General features: G+C 42.9%; 14 protein-coding genes. 5 read left to right on the top strand and 9 right to left on the bottom strand.

Annotation, left to right across the window (positions count from 1 at the left end):
* Nucleotides 1-73: 73 nt before the first annotated feature.
* Nucleotides 74-1,693: a sensor histidine kinase gene (locus H6F41_RS10365; protein WP_190403408.1), complete on the bottom strand. Its 1,620-nt coding sequence runs from the start codon at nt 1,691-1,693 to the stop codon at nt 74-76.
* On the bottom strand, nt 1,686-3,074 hold the full coding sequence (locus H6F41_RS10360) for a TldD/PmbA family protein (RefSeq protein WP_190403407.1): 1,389 nt from the start codon (nt 3,072-3,074) through the stop codon (nt 1,686-1,688). The genes H6F41_RS10365 and H6F41_RS10360 overlap by 8 nt, the downstream gene beginning before the upstream one ends.
* 640 nt (nt 3,075-3,714) lie before the next feature.
* On the opposite strand from H6F41_RS10360, the gene H6F41_RS10355 reads away from it, so the two are divergent.
* Nucleotides 3,715-4,335, top strand: coding sequence for a rhomboid family intramembrane serine protease (locus H6F41_RS10355; RefSeq protein ID WP_190403406.1), 621 nt, complete (start codon nt 3,715-3,717; stop codon nt 4,333-4,335).
* Nucleotides 4,336-4,374: 39 nt separating this feature from the next.
* On the opposite strand, the gene H6F41_RS10350 is transcribed toward H6F41_RS10355, so the two are convergent.
* Both H6F41_RS10350 and H6F41_RS10345 read right to left on the bottom strand, forming a co-directional pair.
* Nucleotides 4,375-4,752, bottom strand: a complete 378-nt coding sequence (locus tag H6F41_RS10350) for a response regulator (protein ID WP_190403405.1) — start codon at nt 4,750-4,752, stop codon at nt 4,375-4,377.
* A gap of 226 nt (nt 4,753-4,978) precedes the next feature.
* Nucleotides 4,979-6,130, bottom strand: a complete 1,152-nt coding sequence (locus H6F41_RS10345; protein WP_190403404.1) for a UDP-sulfoquinovose synthase — start codon at nt 6,128-6,130, stop codon at nt 4,979-4,981.
* A 338-nt stretch (nt 6,131-6,468) separates the two neighbouring features.
* Between H6F41_RS10345 and H6F41_RS10340 the strand changes: the two genes are divergently transcribed.
* Both H6F41_RS10340 and H6F41_RS10335 read left to right on the top strand, forming a co-directional pair.
* Nucleotides 6,469-7,518, top strand: a complete 1,050-nt coding sequence (locus H6F41_RS10340; protein ID WP_190403403.1) for a hypothetical protein — start codon at nt 6,469-6,471, stop codon at nt 7,516-7,518.
* Nucleotides 7,519-7,657: 139 nt separating this feature from the next.
* The gene (locus tag H6F41_RS10335) at nt 7,658-8,299 is read left to right on the top strand and encodes a hypothetical protein (RefSeq protein ID WP_190403402.1); all 642 of its coding nucleotides are present in this window, start codon (nt 7,658-7,660) and stop codon (nt 8,297-8,299) included.
* Between the two features lie 31 nt (nt 8,300-8,330).
* Here the strand turns inward: H6F41_RS10335 and H6F41_RS10330 are convergent, their stop codons facing one another.
* A complete protein-coding gene (locus H6F41_RS10330) occupies nt 8,331-8,621 on the bottom strand; it encodes a hypothetical protein (protein ID WP_190403401.1) in 291 nt (96 codons plus the stop codon).
* An 84-nt stretch (nt 8,622-8,705) separates the two neighbouring features.
* Complete coding sequence (gene ppsA / locus H6F41_RS10325; RefSeq protein ID WP_190403400.1) at nt 8,706-11,144, bottom strand: phosphoenolpyruvate synthase; 2,439 nt, start codon at nt 11,142-11,144, stop codon at nt 8,706-8,708.
* 304 nt (nt 11,145-11,448) lie between these two features.
* Between ppsA and H6F41_RS10320 the strand changes: the two genes are divergently transcribed.
* On the top strand, nt 11,449-13,161 hold the full coding sequence (locus H6F41_RS10320) for a diflavin flavoprotein (RefSeq protein WP_190403399.1): 1,713 nt from the start codon (nt 11,449-11,451) through the stop codon (nt 13,159-13,161).
* A 133-nt stretch (nt 13,162-13,294) separates the two neighbouring features.
* Here H6F41_RS10320 and H6F41_RS19265 read toward each other — a convergent pair whose 3' ends face one another.
* The gene (locus H6F41_RS19265) at nt 13,295-15,286 is read right to left on the bottom strand and encodes a hybrid sensor histidine kinase/response regulator (protein WP_190403398.1); all 1,992 of its coding nucleotides are present in this window, start codon (nt 15,284-15,286) and stop codon (nt 13,295-13,297) included.
* 146 nt (nt 15,287-15,432) lie between these two features.
* Between H6F41_RS19265 and H6F41_RS10310 the strand changes: the two genes are divergently transcribed.
* Entirely contained in the window at nt 15,433-16,623 is a 1,191-nt protein-coding gene (locus H6F41_RS10310) for an NAD(P)/FAD-dependent oxidoreductase (RefSeq protein ID WP_190403397.1), read from the top strand.
* Between the two features lie 85 nt (nt 16,624-16,708).
* Here the strand turns inward: H6F41_RS10310 and hpsJ-A are convergent, their stop codons facing one another.
* On the bottom strand, nt 16,709-17,536 hold the full coding sequence (gene hpsJ-A / locus H6F41_RS10305; protein ID WP_190403396.1) for an HpsJ-like protein, cyanoexosortase A-associated: 828 nt from the start codon (nt 17,534-17,536) through the stop codon (nt 16,709-16,711).
* A 73-nt stretch (nt 17,537-17,609) separates the two neighbouring features.
* The coding region (locus H6F41_RS10300; protein ID WP_190403395.1) for a cyanoexosortase A system-associated protein at nt 17,610-18,040 on the bottom strand (431 nt) is incomplete at its 5' end.

Below are 18,040 nucleotides of genomic sequence, written 5' to 3'. Positions count from 1 at the left end.
TATGTTTGCTGTGATGCGATCGCAAATTTATTCGCCAAATATTTAGATTAATGTGCCAGTTATGGGTTTGAGTTTAGGCTGGCACAATAAAATGGAAACTCGTGCCGACATTGCAGGATAGATCTAAATTCGCGCTAAGTTGCTTAGTCAGAATATCCACTAATCGCAATCCTAGAGATGCTGTAGCTTGAAAATTAATTCCTGCGGGGATACCCACACCATTGTCACGGATAATTAAATGGAGCTGGCTTTCTTCCTGCTCTGGTCTATATAAAATCACTTCAATTAGCCCCATATTGCTATCGGGAAAGGCATATTTGAAGGAGTTAGTTAATAATTCATTGACGATCAAGCCCAGTGAAATTGCAGCATCAATATTTAAGATCGTGGGCTTTAAATCTAGCTTTAATTCGATTTGCCCAGTATTAAAATTGGTGGAACTATAGAGATTAACAACTAAGCGATGTAGATATTCGGAAAAGTCAACTTTGTCAACACCATGATGCGATTGATAGAGTTGCTCATGAATCAACGCCATGGTATGAATACGGTTTTTGCTGTCAGAAATTGCCTTTAGAGCCTCAACATCATCGATGTAACGCGCTTGCATGGATAACAAACCATCAATCACGCTGAGATTATTTTTAACCCGATGATGAACCTCTCTTAATAGCACTTCCTTCTCCGATAGAGAAGATTGCAATTTTGTTTCTACTTCCTTTAATTTGGTGATATCCGAGGCTGCACCAATAGTCTGCTTAACTTTCCCTTCGCTATTCCATAGAAATACAGTTTCTTGACTGTAAAACCATTTCCATCTGTCATGGATATCTTTCATGCGGTATTCAAAGACAAATAGATCTTCGACACATTCTTCAGGATTAATATTGCGAACAAGCTCGTAATGTTCTTTAACCTTGCTAAGATCATCAGGATGTATAACCTTGTCGAGAACTGATTCTCCCATGTTTTGCAGTTCCCATGGCGTATATCCTAACAGGTGCATAATTGCTTGATTACAGTAGATATTGCAATGTTCTTCGAGGTCGTAAATATAGAGAATACTAGGGGTCGTATCCGCGATACGTTGGATAAATTGTTGACTTTCTTTGAGTGCTTGTTCAGTTTGTTTGCGCGTGAGTGCGATCGCAATATAGGTCAAGATAGTTTGGATTAACTGCACCTCCTCTTCGTTAAATTGTTTAGGCGCATCAAAGTAAGTGACAATATCCCCTAAATGCCTTCGCTCATATTCTAATGGGAATACGGCTAATGCGCCAATACCTTCATTATGAAGTAGGCTTTGTAACACCACATCCTTCGGTAAGATAGCGTAGTAGGGAAAAGACTTCAACCTTTTGTCTGGTTGATTGCTAGTATCCGCAAAAAAATCTTCAATTGATTGTTTATATACCTCACTTAGACCAATGGCAGCTTGATACTTTAAACCTTCATTGGGTTTGGTAGTAATGATGGCAGCCCTTGTCGTTCTCAATGCGGGACAGATTCCATTTAAGGCAATTTGATAAATCTCATTAATCGATTGAGCCGCATTCAATGCTGACACGAAGTCATACATCAACTTCAGTCTTGTCAGTTGCAAATTTAAACGATCTTCAGTGATTTGTTGTTCGGCGATCGTTTGTACTAATTGGAAATTAACTTCCTTCAGCTCTGTTTGTGCTTTAGGCATTAGCATCACCTCCAATCATCGCATTTTTGATCCTTAAACTTGGCGCACCGCAACCGACGGCTAAACCGCTTTGACCACCTTTACCGCATCCTCCTGACTCATCCCACATAAAGTCATTGCCGATCGCTTCAATATCTGCCAAGGTTTCAAAAGCATTACCTGACAGTGTGACATCCTTAACAGGTTCAGCAATTTTGCCATCACGAATCATCCACGCTTCGCCTGCGGTGAAGGTAAACATTTCGCCATTGGTCATGCCGCCTTGCCAGTTTTTGGCATATACCCCCACAGGAATATCCGTAAATAAGTCGGATACAGAAGTGTTGCCACGACCAATCCATGTATTGGTCATTCTCACAATCGGCGGGTAGTGATAGTCCAAACAACGTGCATTACCCGTTACTTGTTCGCCCAACTTACCTGCGGTCTCACGAGAATGTAACCTTCCTACTAATACACCATCGGCGATTAGTTGTGTTGTCGTCGCAGGTACACCTTCATCGTCATAGAGATAACTGCCGCGATGGTGAGGATGGGCAGCACCATCGAAAATTTGTAAATCAGTTGAGCCAAATTTCCGCCCGATACTCATAGTTTCTAGCATGTCAGGATTTTCATAGAGCATATCCGCCTCAGAGAGATGTCCAAAGGCTTCGTGGACAAATAATCCTGCCAAAATTGGATCGATGACTACGGTATAGCTATTGCCTTCTACTGTGGGCAAATCAAGCGCCGTGACCGCCCGTTGGGCGGCTCCCATGACGCGCTCATCTAAATTGAGCAAATCCTGATAGGCAAGACGCGAACCAAAAGTTTCTCGACCAGTTTGGACGGCATCCCCATTTCTGGCGATCGCCGAACATCTTAACTCCCAATCTGCCCATTCCTGTTCAATCATTGTTCCTTCAGAGTTAGCAAAGAGGACTTGCTGCGTGCAGTCGCCATAGCGGACTGCTGTGCTAACCACCCTGTCTGAACACGATCGCAAAATCTCGGTGTAATGACTGCATAGATCCTTTTTGATATGGAGGGACACCTGATGCGGATTGTCTTGAATTAATGACACTTTGGTTTGAACAGGCTCAACTTCTGCCAATACCGTTTCTTCGTTACCGACCCATTTTGCCGATGCAATTGCTTCTTGCAGCTTACTTTCTAAACTATTTAAATCATTAAAGCTGGCAAATCCCCACCCGCCACGGTGACAAGCTCTCACTTGTCCACCAATCGAAATTCCTGTGCTTAGTGTTTCCACCTTGCCACTGCGTAAAAAAATATCTGCCCCTTGTAAGCGTTCTACCCTAATAGAAAAAAAATCAGCATGGGACTTGTATTTATTTACTAAGCTGGAAATACGATCATTAACTTGCCATGAAGTCATAGATAAATCTCTATATAATTTTTTAGCTATGCGGAACTACTTTATTGCCAAAGAGATAATGTTACAGGGGAAACAATATCGCGTAGCACAGCGTTGTTATATCTCATACAGGATTGTTGCACAAAAATATGATTTTCGTGAAAAAGAATATTTGCAGATTTTCAACAAACTGATGTCCTAAAATCTTGATATCAAATTGCGATCGCAATCTCCCCACCCGCAGATCTGATCACCTATTTCTCCAAAACAAAACAGAAATCATTAAACAATATTTCTGACTGTAATCAATCAAATTCAACAGCGCTGAATTTAGGATTTGACTTTGCCTTTTTAATTTTACGCCGCAACTCATTTTTGGGGTTTATCTCCTAAGCAAAGCTTTCATTGATATATATAGATCTATCCAAATTTACTCCGAATTGACATGGAACTCATTGGGGCGTTGATAGTTGTTGGTTGCTTATGGGTTTCTCAGATTTTAAATGAGAATCAACGCAAACAAGAACAAGAGAAGGCTAAACAGGCTCAAGCAAAAGCTCAAGAAAAGCCGAAAACCTAACCAACTGCCAAGGCTTCTTTGATTGAGTAGCATCGAATAGGCTTGCTATAGTTGAGTAAGTTTACTCTGTAGCAAAAAATCGTGAAACAGAATCTACAAACCATCGGCAGCGAACTCAAGACCCAAATCAAAACCTTGGCAGCATTCGTAGCAATTTTGTGGGTCGTCTTTATCCTTAATGAATTTATCCTTGAGAAAATTTTAGTCATTGCTAATGGCTGTGGCTTACGTCGAGGACTGAATGCATTAGGGATTGTGCCACATAGTTTTATTGGTTTACGCGGTATTTTGTTTGCGCCATTTTTGCACGGCAGTTTCTATCACATCGTTTCTAATACAGTCCCATTCATTATTTTTGGATGGCTGATTATGATTCGCAATATCAAAGATTTTTACTTTGTTTCCTTTATGGCAGCTCTGGTGGCGGGCTTAGGGACTTGGTTAATTGGTAGGCCATGCACCACACATATTGGCGCGAGTGGTGTGATTTTTGGCTACTTTGGCTATTTACTATTTCGTGGCTACTTTGACCGCAGTTTTGTTGCGATCGCAATTTCAGTGGCGATTGCCGTTACCTATGGCAGTCTGCTCTGGGGAGTGTTGCCAACGCGATCATATATTTCGTGGGAGGGGCATTTATTTGGGTTTATTGGTGGCATTATTGCCGCAAAGTTATTATCCCCCACTAAACCAACTACATAAAAATGGGTGATGCTTTCGCATCACCCATTTCAAAAAGTTTTAAGCAACACTTTTGATTGCTTCAAGTAAACTGCGAGTGCAAGCGCCCTTGTCGCAAAAAGCATCAATCATTGCACCATTAGAAATTGCTTGGGCTTTACCACCATCAGCGGCAGAGTAGGCGACTATTTTAATGTGAGGAAATTCTGTTTTGATCGTGCTAGATGCTGTCCAACCATCCATAACAGGCATGTGCAAGTCCATAACGACAACGTCGGGTTCATGTTTATGAACCTGTGCGATCGCTTCTTTGCCATTAGTTGCAACTTCTACATTGCTAATGCAAGATTGTAGGGAGAGTGCCAATTTTAGGGTACATCGGGTCAGTTCGTGGTCATCCACCACCAAAACGCGCAAGGTTTTTGTAGAAGCTGTCATGGTAGGTTCGGTAAGAAGGGCTTGACAATTCTTTAATGTAACTAACGATACCTCTTTTCTTTCTTTAAATCTTCTACCGCAGGGACTAAACCTCTACATGCAAAAAGATAGGCGACACCAAATGTCGCCTATCTTTTTGTGAATTTGGATAGCTAGTTATAGTTAAAACCCAAAACCAGAACCTGTGGCGCACGCGCAGCATGCGCTACAGGTTCTGGTTTTATATTTAATTGCGCCATTTGACTTTAGGTAAAATTTGCTTTTGGTCGATGCGATCGCGATATTTGATGGCAAAGTTGAGCAATGAGTCGATCAGCGCATCTGATAAAAAGTGAGGTTGCAAGCCAAGATCAAGGAGATTGGTGTTTTTTGCGTTGAAATAATGTTCTTCTAGCTCAACACGAGGATTTTCGATGTTGTTGACTTCCACCTTGATACCAAGGGTTTGCCCAGCTTTCTGCACCATAAAAGCAAGATCTCGAATCGAGAAAAGCTCTGTAAATTGATTAAAGACACGCATCTTGCCAGCTTCGGCGGGAGTTGCGATCGCAAGTTCAATGCAGCGGACAGTATCACGAATATCGAGGAAACTGCGAGTTTGTCCACCACTACCATAGACCGTCAAAGGATGCCCAACTGCGGCTTGAATGCAAAAACGATTGAGGGCAGTACCAAATACACCATCGTAATCGAGGCGGTTGATCAGCATTTCATCACTACCAGTCTCTTCGGTCAGCACACCATAAACTACGCCTTGGTTAAGATCGGTAGCCCGTAAGCCCCATGTTTTACAAGCAAAGTGGATATTATGGCTATCATGCACCTTACTGAGGTGATAAAAACTACCGGGTTGTTTAGGATAGGGCAAAGTATCTTTGCGACCATTATGCTCAATAGTGATATAGCCTTCTTCAATATCAATGTTAGGCGTACCATATTCACCCATCGTACCGAGCTTGACGAGATGGCAGTCAGGATTATGCTCTTTGATCGCATAAAGCAAGTTTAATGTGCCTACCACATTGTTGACTTGAGTCATGACGGCATGTTCACGATCGATCATCGAGAATGGTGCTGAGCGCTGTTCGCCAAAGTGAACAAGGGCATCAGGCTCAAAACTACGGAATGTCTTCTGCACAAACTCGTAATTAGTAATATCGCCAACAAACAATTCAATTTTCTGTCCTGAAACCGCTTGCCATTTGTAGATGCGCTCTTGAATAGATGCGATCGGGGTAAGAGTTGCCACACCTAACTCATTATCCCAATGTCGGCGAATTAAACTATCTAGTACACCAACTTCATATCCTTTATTAGCCAGATGTAAAGCTGTCGCCCATCCGCAATAACCGTCGCCACCAATTACCAGTACTTTCATGAATTCTGTGGATTACAAAAGATTTGAGTTACAGTTTCCAAACTAACCCTATCAGGATTTATCTCCTTTGTGATGTACAAGATTGAAATTTATTCATACTTAGGTATCGAGAAACACATAGAGAATAGGGGTTATAGCGCGTGGCATGGTTGCAGACCGATTAGACCGATTAGATTGTTATGCTTAATGACAACATTTAAGTAGATGCAATCACGCAATTTAGCCGATCGCAGCCCTTAGGAAATAGGTGTAGTGTATATGCAATAAGATGAAACAAAATAACAACCAGCAATAGTTAAATCTATTCATGGGTTAGTTTATTAGGAAGACTAATCAATATGCTTTCGATTGCCAAGTTTACCCATCACAGAGATCCCGATGCGATCGCAAATATCCTGCGTCAAGATTTGCAGCCTCTAGGGATTGAGAAACTCAGCGTTGAGGTAAAGATTAATGACAGTCGATTAGACATACAAATTCGGACAAATTCAGCCATTGACAAAGAAAAACTGCTGACATTAGTGCGTAACCAAATCCAAAACTTGCATGTAGAATCAGTTGCAAAATTTAGGATTCATTATTGGCGTAACGATGAAGAAAGGCAAGAGCAACACCTACTATGGACGGAGCAGTTTATGGTAGAGCAATCAAATCCATCCTTACAGTCTTCTGACCTGCTTGCAGAAGAAATTGGTACGCGCTTGCCAGAACCACAGCTTTCCAAGCAGTCAGTCCTCCAAAGAGCGATCGCAAAAATTTATCAAAAGAATCAGCTTGTCCCAATCAATAACGAGCCTGTCGTAGACCCACATGCTCCCAAAATCGACCTGAATAAGTTGCCAAATTTAGCACTTGCACCCCACCAAAGCAGTCGCTCAAGGCATTCCCACCGCCATAGTCAGGTCAATTACTGGCAGCTAATGACCATAGGACTATCGATTGTGTTACTAGGCTTAGGCATCGGTGTAACCGTTAGAGCCTTGACTAATAAAAATACGATAGATTCAAATTCTTTGGCTACTTCGCCATCGCCTCAAGCAACAATGTCAATCAAGAATTCAGCCCCAGTCAAGGCAAACCAGCCTAATGAGAAACTGCTAAAAACACCAATTAACGGTAATTCTGGCGCTGATCAGCTATTGAATATTGATACAGAGATACCTCAAGAAGAGCGGCTGATTACCTTAGATAAATTCAACCGCATTCAAAAAGGAATGAGCATTGCCCAAGTAGAGAAGATTTTTGGGGTGTCAGGTAAAGTTATTGCCGAAAATAGCTCAGGAGAAAGTATTGGTCGCGTTTATTCTTGGCAAAACCCAGAGGGTAGTAACGCCATCATTGAGTTTAAAGATGGTCAAGTTGTGGCAAAAGCTCAAGCTGGTTTATAAACAACCACTCGCAATATCATCCACAATGTAAATGGCTGTAGCGATATTGCTATAAAATGACACATTGGGTAGGTTGTCTAAATTTTTAGGTTTAGATCGCTAATCATGCCCAGTAAAAGCCGAGTGGGAGAAGAATTTTTTGGGTATCGATTTACGCAGCTATGTCTATTTAGACAATCTTCAGAAGCAACATGCTGCTTATTTAGGAACGATCGCACAAGGATTTTTGCCACTCCCCGGTGACACATCTCTCTGGATCGAGATTTCCCCAGGCATTGAAATTAATCGCATCACTGATGTTGCACTCAAATCAACTTCGGTAAGACCAGGTGTCCAGATTGTCGAACGCTTGTATGGTTTGTTAGAAATCCACTCGGCAAGTCAGGGGGAAACACAAGCGGCGGGTAGGGCAATTTTGCAAATGTTGGGAGTTTCTGAAGAGGATCGCATTAAACCAAGATTGTTATCTAGCCAAATTATTCGCAATGTGGACGCACATCAGACACAACTGATTAATCGTTTTCGGCGTGGTCAGATGCTTTTGTCTGGTCAAACTCTGTACATTATGGAAGTAGAGCCTGCCGCCTATGCCGCACTTGCTGCCAATGAAGCCGAAAAAGCGGCTTCGATTAATATTTTAGAAATTGTGGCGGTGGGCAGTTTTGGCCGCTTATATCTTGGTGGCGAAGAACGGGATATTATGGCAGCAGCGGCGGCGGTATTGAATACAATCGAGAATATTAAGGGTCGTGATGTTTATGGAGTCGATCGCAAAGAGTAAATAATTTAGCTTTACTATATTGCTCTATTGCTCACTCATCATCTTCCCAACCGCAGCACTTGCATCGCCATTGTTCTGGAGGTAGGCGCATTCTTGAAAATGGGGTGCGGCATTCAGGGCATTTCCCCGTAAAGATGGGATGCCAACCGCATTCAGATTCCATGGCAGGATCGTAGATTTTGGGGTCGTCGGGCTCCCATAGCTCGGCTGAGGCAAAGTCTGCACAAATTCCCCATTGTGGCCCATAGGGGTGAACTGCACAGACTAAAAGTTGACTGTGGGAGTAAAAATTACAGCGATCGCAAAGGGATATTTTTGCCATATTTGATGTTGTTGTTTTGCTGAATGCGATCACCTTATGATTTTTAGCACAAAAAAGGCAGCGCTTAAGCGCTGCCTTTTTTGTTTACATTTTCGCCAGTTCTAGCATCGTCTTTAAGACAGAATCAGGATTAAGACTAATTGAGTCAATGCCCTGCTCAACAAGGAACTTGGCAAATTCAGGATAATCGCTCGGAGCTTGACCACAGATACCAATCTTGCGATGGTTTGCTTTCGCCTTTTGAATGACAGTACGAACCATAGACTTAACTGCTTCATTGCGTTCATCAAAGATGTGGGCAACAAGGGAAGAATCACGGTCTAAGCCCAGAGTCAACTGGGTGAGGTCATTAGAACCAATGGAGAAGCCGTCAAAGACTTGTGAGAATTCATCCGCCAAGATCACGTTACTGGGGATTTCGCACATCACATATACTTCTAGACCATTTTCGCCACGTTTCAAGCCATGTTTTTCCATTTCTGCAAGTACCTTACGACCTTCTTCGGGAGTGCGACAGAATGGAATCATCGGAATCACGTTAGTTAAACCCATGACATCGCGGACGCGCTTCAGAGCTTGACATTCCAACCCATAGGCTTCGCGGTATTTCGGATCGTAGTAGCGGGATGCGCCACGCCAGCCGATCATCGGATTTTCTTCGGTAGGTTCAAAAGCGCGACCACCGAGTAAGTTGGCGTACTCGTTGCTCTTGAAGTCGGACATTCTGACTACAACGGGTTTGGGATAAAATGCGGCGGCGATCGTGCCGATACCGTGAGCCAACTTGTCTACAAAGAAATCAGCCTTATTTTCGTAGCGGGCTGTCAGTTGCGAGATTTCCCATTTTGCGGCTTTGTTTTCGAGGGTGTCGAAGTTCATCAAGGCGAGGGGATGTGCTTTGATGTGGTTAGCGATGATGAACTCCATACGGGCTAAGCCAACGCCATCGCAGGGGATGGAAGATAAGCCAAAGGCTTCTTCGGGATTGCCCACATTCATCAAGATCTTGGTAGAGAGTTTAGGCAAATTATCAAGGGAAGTTTCTATGACTTCAAAGGGGACTAGCCCTTCGTAAACTTTGCCTTCTTCTCCTTCTGCACAGGAAATCGTGACTTCTTGCCCTGTTTTGAGAATGCCTGTGGCATTGCCACAACCGACGATCGCAGGAATACCCATTTCTCGCGCAATGATGGCGGCGTGGCAGGTGCGTCCACCTTGGTTCGTGACGATCGCACTAGCCTTTTTCATGATTGGTTCCCAGTCGGGGTCAGTCTTGTTGGTGACTAGCACTTCACCTGCTTGAAAATCTTCGATGTTATGGACTTCCAAAATCACATTCGCCTTGCCTTGACCGATCATCTCGCCCACAGCGCGACCTGTAATCAGCACATCACTAGAACCATTCAGCTTGTAGTTCTTGAGAATGTTGCCTGACTTTTGGGACTGTACAGTTTCAGGTCTTGCCTGAACGATGAACAATTCCCCAGTGCGTCCATCTTTTGCCCATTCAATATCCATCGGCGAGAGCTTGCCGCGTACTTCTGAATAATGATCTTCGATGATGCAAGCCCATTCTCCAAGTTTGAGAATCTCTTCATCGGTAATTGCGAACTTGACTCGTTCCGAAACTGGGACAGGAATATTCTTGGTCAGCTTACCGCCACCAATGTCATAGACCATCTTGATTTCTTTGGTGCCGAGGCGTTTTTCGAGAATCGGACGGAAGCCTTGTTTGAGAGTTGGTTTGAAAACGAAATACTCATCTGGGTTGACTGCACCCTGCACCACGTTTTCACCTAAGCCATAGGCGGCAGTGATTAACGCTGCATTTTTGAAGCCTGTCTCGGTGTCGATGGAGAACATCACACCAGAGGCGGCAAGGTCGGAACGTACCATTTTTTGTACGCCGACGGAGAGAGCGATATCGAAATGATCGAAGCCGTTGATCGTGCGGTAGGAAATGGCGCGATCGGTGAATAGGGAAGCAAAACATCGATGGCAAGCATCGACAACTTCATTCGCACCGTAGACATTGAGATAGGTTTCCTGTTGCCCTGCGAAACTGGCATCGGGTAAGTCTTCAGCCGTGGCGCTAGAACGGACAGCAACATCAGCTTCTTTACCGCAGGATAATTCGCAGTCGCAAAGTCTTTGATAGGACATAGCGATCGCCATTTGTAGATCGTCGGGGAATGGCGTGCTTAGAACTAAAGCGCGTGCCATGCGACCGCGATCGCGCAGATTATTCATGTCATCAATGTTCAGATCGGCGAAGAGTTCGCGCAATTTGACTTCTAGACCTGCTTTCTCAATGAAATAACGAAAAGCGTAGGCAGTGGTTGCAAATCCATTGGGAACATTCACACCTTTGGGTTGAAGTTGTCGAATCATTTCCCCTAGTGATGCATTTTTTCCGCCCACAAGCGGAATATCGGCAATCCCCACCTCTTCAAACCAAAGTATCAATGCTTGTTCTTTGGGAACGGTTCTCGACAGTTCTGTAGCCAAAAATGAACTAGTCATGATGTAACTTCCTCGTCAAAATCAGAAGAATTGCATCTAGGTTTTCGCTATATTTAGAAGAACCTTGGACGCATTCTCATTATACTGACGGAGCCGCAGCCGCATAGGAATGGTATTACATTTATTCACCAAGCTTTATAAAGATTGACAATGGTTGATTTTTTGCCGCCCGCTACGAGGGTGCAAAAATTTGGTTGGAATTTTTAACTATGCTGAACTCCTGAAAACCTTAAACTCTATATCCTCTCGCAATCAATAATCAGTAAACTAGAACCATCAGTCTATAATTTTGGAGAGTGCGATTGTGAATAAGACTAAACCCCGTGATGTCCAAGCAATTTATATTGCTGACGAAACCTTTGCGTTGCGATCGCGTAGTTGGAATCGTTTACGGTTTGAAGTTGAATATGCCCTTGAAAAAGGGACTACCGCCAACTCTTTTCTCATTCAAGGGACTTTACAAGCGCTAATTGATCCACCAGGGGAAACTTTTACAGAAATTTATCTGAATGAATTACGTAAACGTATAAATATTCTCGATATTAGCTATGTGATTTTGGGGCATGTCAACCAAAACCGCATTGAAACCCTCAAGGCGTTACTAGCCATCAATAATCGTATTACTTTTGTTTGCACAAATGCGGGTGCGATCGCATTACGTCAAAACCTAGAGGAAAAATTTGGCGATCACCTTAAAATCCAAGTCGTGCGCGGCGAAGAAAATCTTGATCTGGGCAAAGGTCACATTCTGCGGTTTATTCCCACATCCACGCCTAGACAGCCCGATCAAATGTGTACCTATGATGTCAAGACGCAGATTCTCTATACAGATAAGTTCTTTGGGGCGCATATCTGTGGTGATCAGGTCTTTGATGAGGGTTGGAGTCATTTGCTAGGTGATCGCCGCTATTATTTCGATAGCACCATGGCGAACCAAGTCCGCCAAGTGGAATCTGCCCTCGATAAAATTGCGGATATCCCTGCTGTGTTTTATGCCCCTGGTCATGGGCCGATGTTGCGTTATGGATTGCGTGAATTAGTGAATCTTTATCGTCAATGGAGTGAAGCTCAGAAGCAACAAAATATTTCGGTAGCATTGTTGTTTGCGTCTGCCTATGGCAATACCACAACGATTGCCAATGCTCTGGCAAAGGGAATTACGAAGGCAGGGGTGGCAGTTGAGCTAATCAATTGTGAAAATGCGGAGCCAGAGGAAATCAAAATTGCGATCGAGAAGTCGTCAGGTTTCTTGATTGGCTCGCCTACCTTGGGAGGTCATTTGCCAACTCAAGTGCAAACGGCGCTAGGTATCGTTTTATCAACAGCAACTAAAAGTTATCAAGCAGGTGTTTTTGGTTCCTATGGCTGGAGTGGTGAAGCCGTAGATATTATTGCTGGCAAACTTAAGGACGCAGGTTATACCCTCGCCTTTGAACCAATCAGGATTAAGTTTACGCCCACTGAAGCGACCCTCCAGATGTGCGAAGAAACTGGCACTGACTTTGCTCAAGCTTTGAAACGAGCGAAGAAAGTGCGAACAACGCTTAATCCCGGCAGCACTGTTGAGCAAGCTGTAGGTAGGATTGTGGGTTCTCTTTGTGTACTGACTGTTAAGCGCGGCGAAATCTCATCCGCCATGTTAGCTTCGTGGGTATCGCAAGCGACCTTTAATCCTCCCGGCTTAACAATCGCAGTGGCGAAGGATCGGGCGATTGAGTCCTACCTGTACGAAGGCGATCATTTTGTTTTGAATATTCTTGAACAAGGGAAACAGATTCGCAAGCATTTCATGAAAAAGTTTGCACCTGCAGAAGATCGGTTTAAGGATGTACAGGTGGAAGCAGGGCAAGGAGGTTTAATTCTTACGGAGAGTCTGGCATATTTAGAATGTCGTGTCGCGCAAAGGATGGAATGTGGCGATCATTGGATTGTCTATGCGACTGTGGAGAATGGCAAACTATTACAGTCCAATGGTTTAACGGCAATTCATCACCGTAAAACCGCTAGTAATTATTAGCAATACAGTAGAAAATCGCTCCTTCGGAGCGATTTTCTACAAACGATTAACCTGTGCCACCCAAACAGTGGAGATTAAAAATTGAATATAGGGGCAATTCATGAATTGCCCCTATATTCAATTTGCGTAAGTCTTAAATTGGTAATAACACTTCAAACTCACTACCAATCGTCACATCACCTTTGTAATTGAGATAGGGAGATCGCAAAATTATTTTGCCGTGATGTTGCTGCGTAATCACCTGATGACATACTGCTAAACCCAAACCAGTCCGCTTGTTATCCCCCTTGTTAGTAAAGAAACTATCGAAAATATGATTTTGCATGTCTGACGGAATGCCCATGCCATTGTCAGCAATCTTAATCGATACCCAATCACGATTATCAATAGTTGCGATCGCAGAACTGATCATTACTAAAGGCTGCCATGTGGTTTCCACATCAGTTTGCACGTTACTATATGCTAAACCATCCTCAAAACGCGCATCTTCACGCAGGAGCATATGCTCACGTTGCTCGATTAGCTCAGGGTGTAACTTCAAATCTAGCAAGGCATCAATAGCATTACTAATCAAATTAATAAATACCTGAATTATGCGATCGCAAAGTCCATTTACTTGAGGAACCTCACCATATTTTTTGACAATTTGAACTCCTTTGGTGCGTCCACTCAAGATTGTCAAACTACTTTCCACACATTCGACGATACTAAGTGGGCCTGGGGTCGAGTGATCTTCCATATGAGAAAGAGACTGCAATGTATCTACCAATCGATTCAAATACCTCGAACCCGAACGAATTCCCTGCACAACTTGAGGTAAGTCCGCACGAATTAATTCCCATTCAACTTCTTCAAGCATTTTGCTAATTGTCGGTGATTTCGTGCCATATTCCTTCTCATAGGTTCTCAAGATCTTCATTAATCCATCGATATAGGTCACAAGGGATTCGGTATTATTATGGATTTTTACGGCAGGATTACGGATATCATGGGAAACCTCCGCCACAATTTGTCCTAAACTTGCCATCTTTTCCGTTTGGAACATCGTAGTTTGAGCTTGTTCGCGCAAAAGCTTAGTGGCTAGCTCATGGATATGTGACTGTGACTGTAAAAGGCTATGCACATCCAGCACTGCATGTTGATCATCAGCAAGACGAACGATCACAGGTTCATAGATTTCATCATCAGGACGACTTAAGGCTAATTGTGATGCCGTCACAATTGGCATATTCCCATCTAGTTCCAGAACCTCGACATTAACTTGCTCATATAGAACCCGCAAAGGTCTCTTAGTGAATAACTCAAGGGCATAGGGACGGCTCAAACATTCTAAAAATCGCCGCCGCGACAGCATACCCACATACTCATTGCGATCGTAGACAATAAGGGCGGGCAGAATCGGATTATCTTTAAATAGTTGTTTTGTAAAGGCTCCTGTTTTATCTAAATCAACATGAGTATCAAAAAGATCTAATTCAGCAATATTCGAGTCTAAAGCCAGTTGCTTTTTTGGATTCAGTAATGGTTTATCTTCATTTAGTTCAATTTCAGGCTCATTTGCCATCACCATCAAAGGAATCATCGCCATTTTGCGCGCTAGCTCCTGCGTCGCAGTTTGACGAATATTTTTGCCTTGAATCGCTCCTTTATCAGCATGTTGCTGTTGACGTTGAATATTTTTAATGACACTAGTTAAAACTTTGGGTTTTACCTCAATCTCTAAGGCTCTAGCGACAGTTACAAAAGCAGAACTTAAATTCTTGGCAGATATTTGCGGCAACAGGTCGATCGCCCCACGACGAATTGCCCACTTTTTCTCAACTTCCTTAATTTGGGATTGACGCGGATTAATCAACAAAACCTTCATTTGTGGTACATAATCAGCACACCACTTACAAAGCTCTGTTGCTAGTAACAGTCCGCTGCCACCTGGTCTAATCCCATACATGTCAGAGATCACTAGCTGAGGCAAGCCTTGATTAGAGGTCCGCTTCTGCTCCAACATATGCAGTAAATCCTCTGATTCATGGAATGCCCACACTTCGATTTTATGAGCTAGCAAGACATCGTGCCATATCAAGGATTGTTCTTGCGACAGGTGAGCCAGTAAGACGGATTTAATCACACAAACCCCCAATAGTAAAAATATTGTTAAACACAACAATATCGAAAGGTAACAAAGGGATGCAAGCGAGTATCAATAACCTGTGGTTAACCAAAATTTAACAATGGTGCTTACTATAAAATAAAGAAAACAAACTGGATTTTCTGATGACACGAATTTGTATTCTTGGTGGTGGTTTTGGCGGATTGTATACTGCACTTAATCTCGCTCGCCTACCTTGGGCGATCATGCCTGAAATTATCCTTGTTGATAAATGCGATCGCTTTGTATTTACCCCATTTCTCTACGAACTAGTCACTAATGAAATGCAGGAATGGGAAATTGCGCCCACATTTACGGAGTTATTAGCAGACACGGGCATTCAATTTGTGCAGGGACTAGTTACGAATATTGACTTCAATACCAAACAAGTAGAAGTTAATATTGGGCAAAAAAGCACATTGACCTACGATCGACTAGTCTTAGCAATTGGCGGCGAAACTCCAACCAACCTTGTGGATGGTGCATCCGAATATGCAATTCCCTTTCGTAATCTCAATGACTTCTATCGCCTCAATAGTAAGTTAGAACTATTAGAAGCCTCAAATCGCGACAAAATTCGTGTCTGTATCGCTGGTGGTGGCAGCAGTGGTGTCGAACTTGCCTGTAAAATCGCTGATCGACTTCAGGATCGTGGTCGAGTGCGCCTAGTCGATCGCAATGACAAAATCCTCAATGATTCCACTGCTGCAAATCGCAAGATTGCTGAGACGGCTCTCTCTAAACGTGGCGTTTGGACAGACCTCAATACAAGGGTTTCGCAAATTAGCGATGGGGAAGTTACCCTTGACTATGCCGATGGTAGTGACACCTTACCCGTTGATATTGTGTTATGGACAGTGGGTAGCACCTTCTCAAAAATGTTGCAAACCTTACCCGTTGAGCATAGTCGTCAAGGTGCGATCGCAACTGAGCAAAACCTAACCGTCAAAGGTCAAGCCGATGTATTTGCGGTTGGCGACTTGGCAAGCTGTTTGGACTCCAATGGTAATGTAGTTCCCGCTACCGCACAGGTTGCCTTCCAGCAGTCTCAATATTGTGCATGGAATATCTGGGCAAGCCTCAATCAAAAATCCTTAGTCCCCTTTAGTTACATTCCCCTCGGCGAATTTATTAGCTTAGGTATTGATGGTGCAACCGCTTCTATTTTTGGCAAGTTTACCATTGATGGAATGCCAGCCCATGCAATGCGCCGCATTGCCTATTTATTAAGAATGCCGACATTACAACATCAATGGAAGATCGGCACACATTGGTTAATGCAACCTTTAGTCGCTTTATTGAGAAAATCTGTCTAAATAAAAAAGGTGATGCTGTGTTGCAGCATCACCTTTTTTATTTAGACATAGCTATATCTCCTAAGCAAAACTTGAATTGCTATATTTACTCAGGACGTTCTTCTGATGGCGAGTCAGAATTTTCAACATTATCAGCATTAGTTGTAAGTGTTGGTGCGCTGGCAATATCGCCCAAGCTAGTCGGAGTTTTAGAACCTTTTTTCTTACGCCGCACAGCCGCAGTTCTTGCCCATTTGGTCTGACTCCAAATACCAAACAAGATAAAAGCAGATACAATCGCCTCAAAATACCATTTACCCGCTTGTTTAATTAGCTGACGAAAAGCACGGTTCTGACCATCTTGAATATTACTTCTAATTCTTTCTTCACTCCTACCAATCTCTGTTTCAATCTGTTGCCTCAATAGCACTGGATTTGACTTGTCTAGAGGTACATTTGGCGATTGTCTTTCGAGAAATTCTGCGGCTCTTAGTAAGTTAGCATCATTAGTATTTTTTAAATTTTCTTTGGCAGTATTAAACTGGGCAACCTGTTGCGATAGGGTTAAACTTGCTTGGGCATTGTTGTTATTATTAATCCGAATTGCTGCACTAATACCAATTAACAACATCAAAACATAGAGAATACTCAAAAACAAAGATATCCATGACAGAAATTTGAGGATTTTCTTGCCAAAGGCTGACCTTGCGGCTGACTCACCATAAAACACTAGAATCAAACCAATAATTGGTACAGGTGAAGTACCGACTAATTTGCCTAAAGCTGTAAATTCCCATGTCGGATCTTGCCCAAATCTTGGTGGGATTAAAGCATCGGCAAAATTAGAAATTGTTAGTAGTAACAGTCCATAACCAGCAAAACGAAGTAAATTAGCAGTGATTACCTCGGTAGAATTTGAAGGGGAATTGCTCATATTTTCAGTATGGAATGGCTAAATAGCTTGTTTGTAAACGTTTTATAAATGTATAGACCTAGAAGCATTAAACCTAGGGTTGGGGGAACCGAGGTTGCCACCATTCATACCACAAAAACCAGATCTTCTCTAATTTTCGATTAGTAGTTTCTAGATCACTATTTGTATTTAATGGTGTGGACATCAAAGTCCATAAACATCTGCGATCGCGAAGATCTTTCTGCCCCAGCAACCAACTGACGATCACCTCACGATCCATCGCTCGATCGCTTGCATTGTCATTAAATTGCTCTTGGGTGACGGTCGATATACCGCGTGGATTAATGCAAGCGGTTAAATAAGCACGATTTTGGTGTGTGAAGGTAGCGTAATAGCCCACAGGGTCTTTGCGAACTGACTTTTGACGTAATTGATCTTCACTAAGCTGAATATCCGTAATTCCTTTGAGATAATAGTAAATACTCCCTTCTGTACCAACCGCATACCTTAGATTGATCTCTATAG

Source organism: Pseudanabaena mucicola FACHB-723, assembly GCF_014696385.1.
Taxonomy (GTDB): Bacteria; Cyanobacteriota; Cyanobacteriia; order Pseudanabaenales; family Pseudanabaenaceae; genus Pseudanabaena.
The sequence above is the reverse complement of the archived record's forward strand: the minus strand, read 5'-3'. Positions and strand labels throughout refer to the sequence as shown.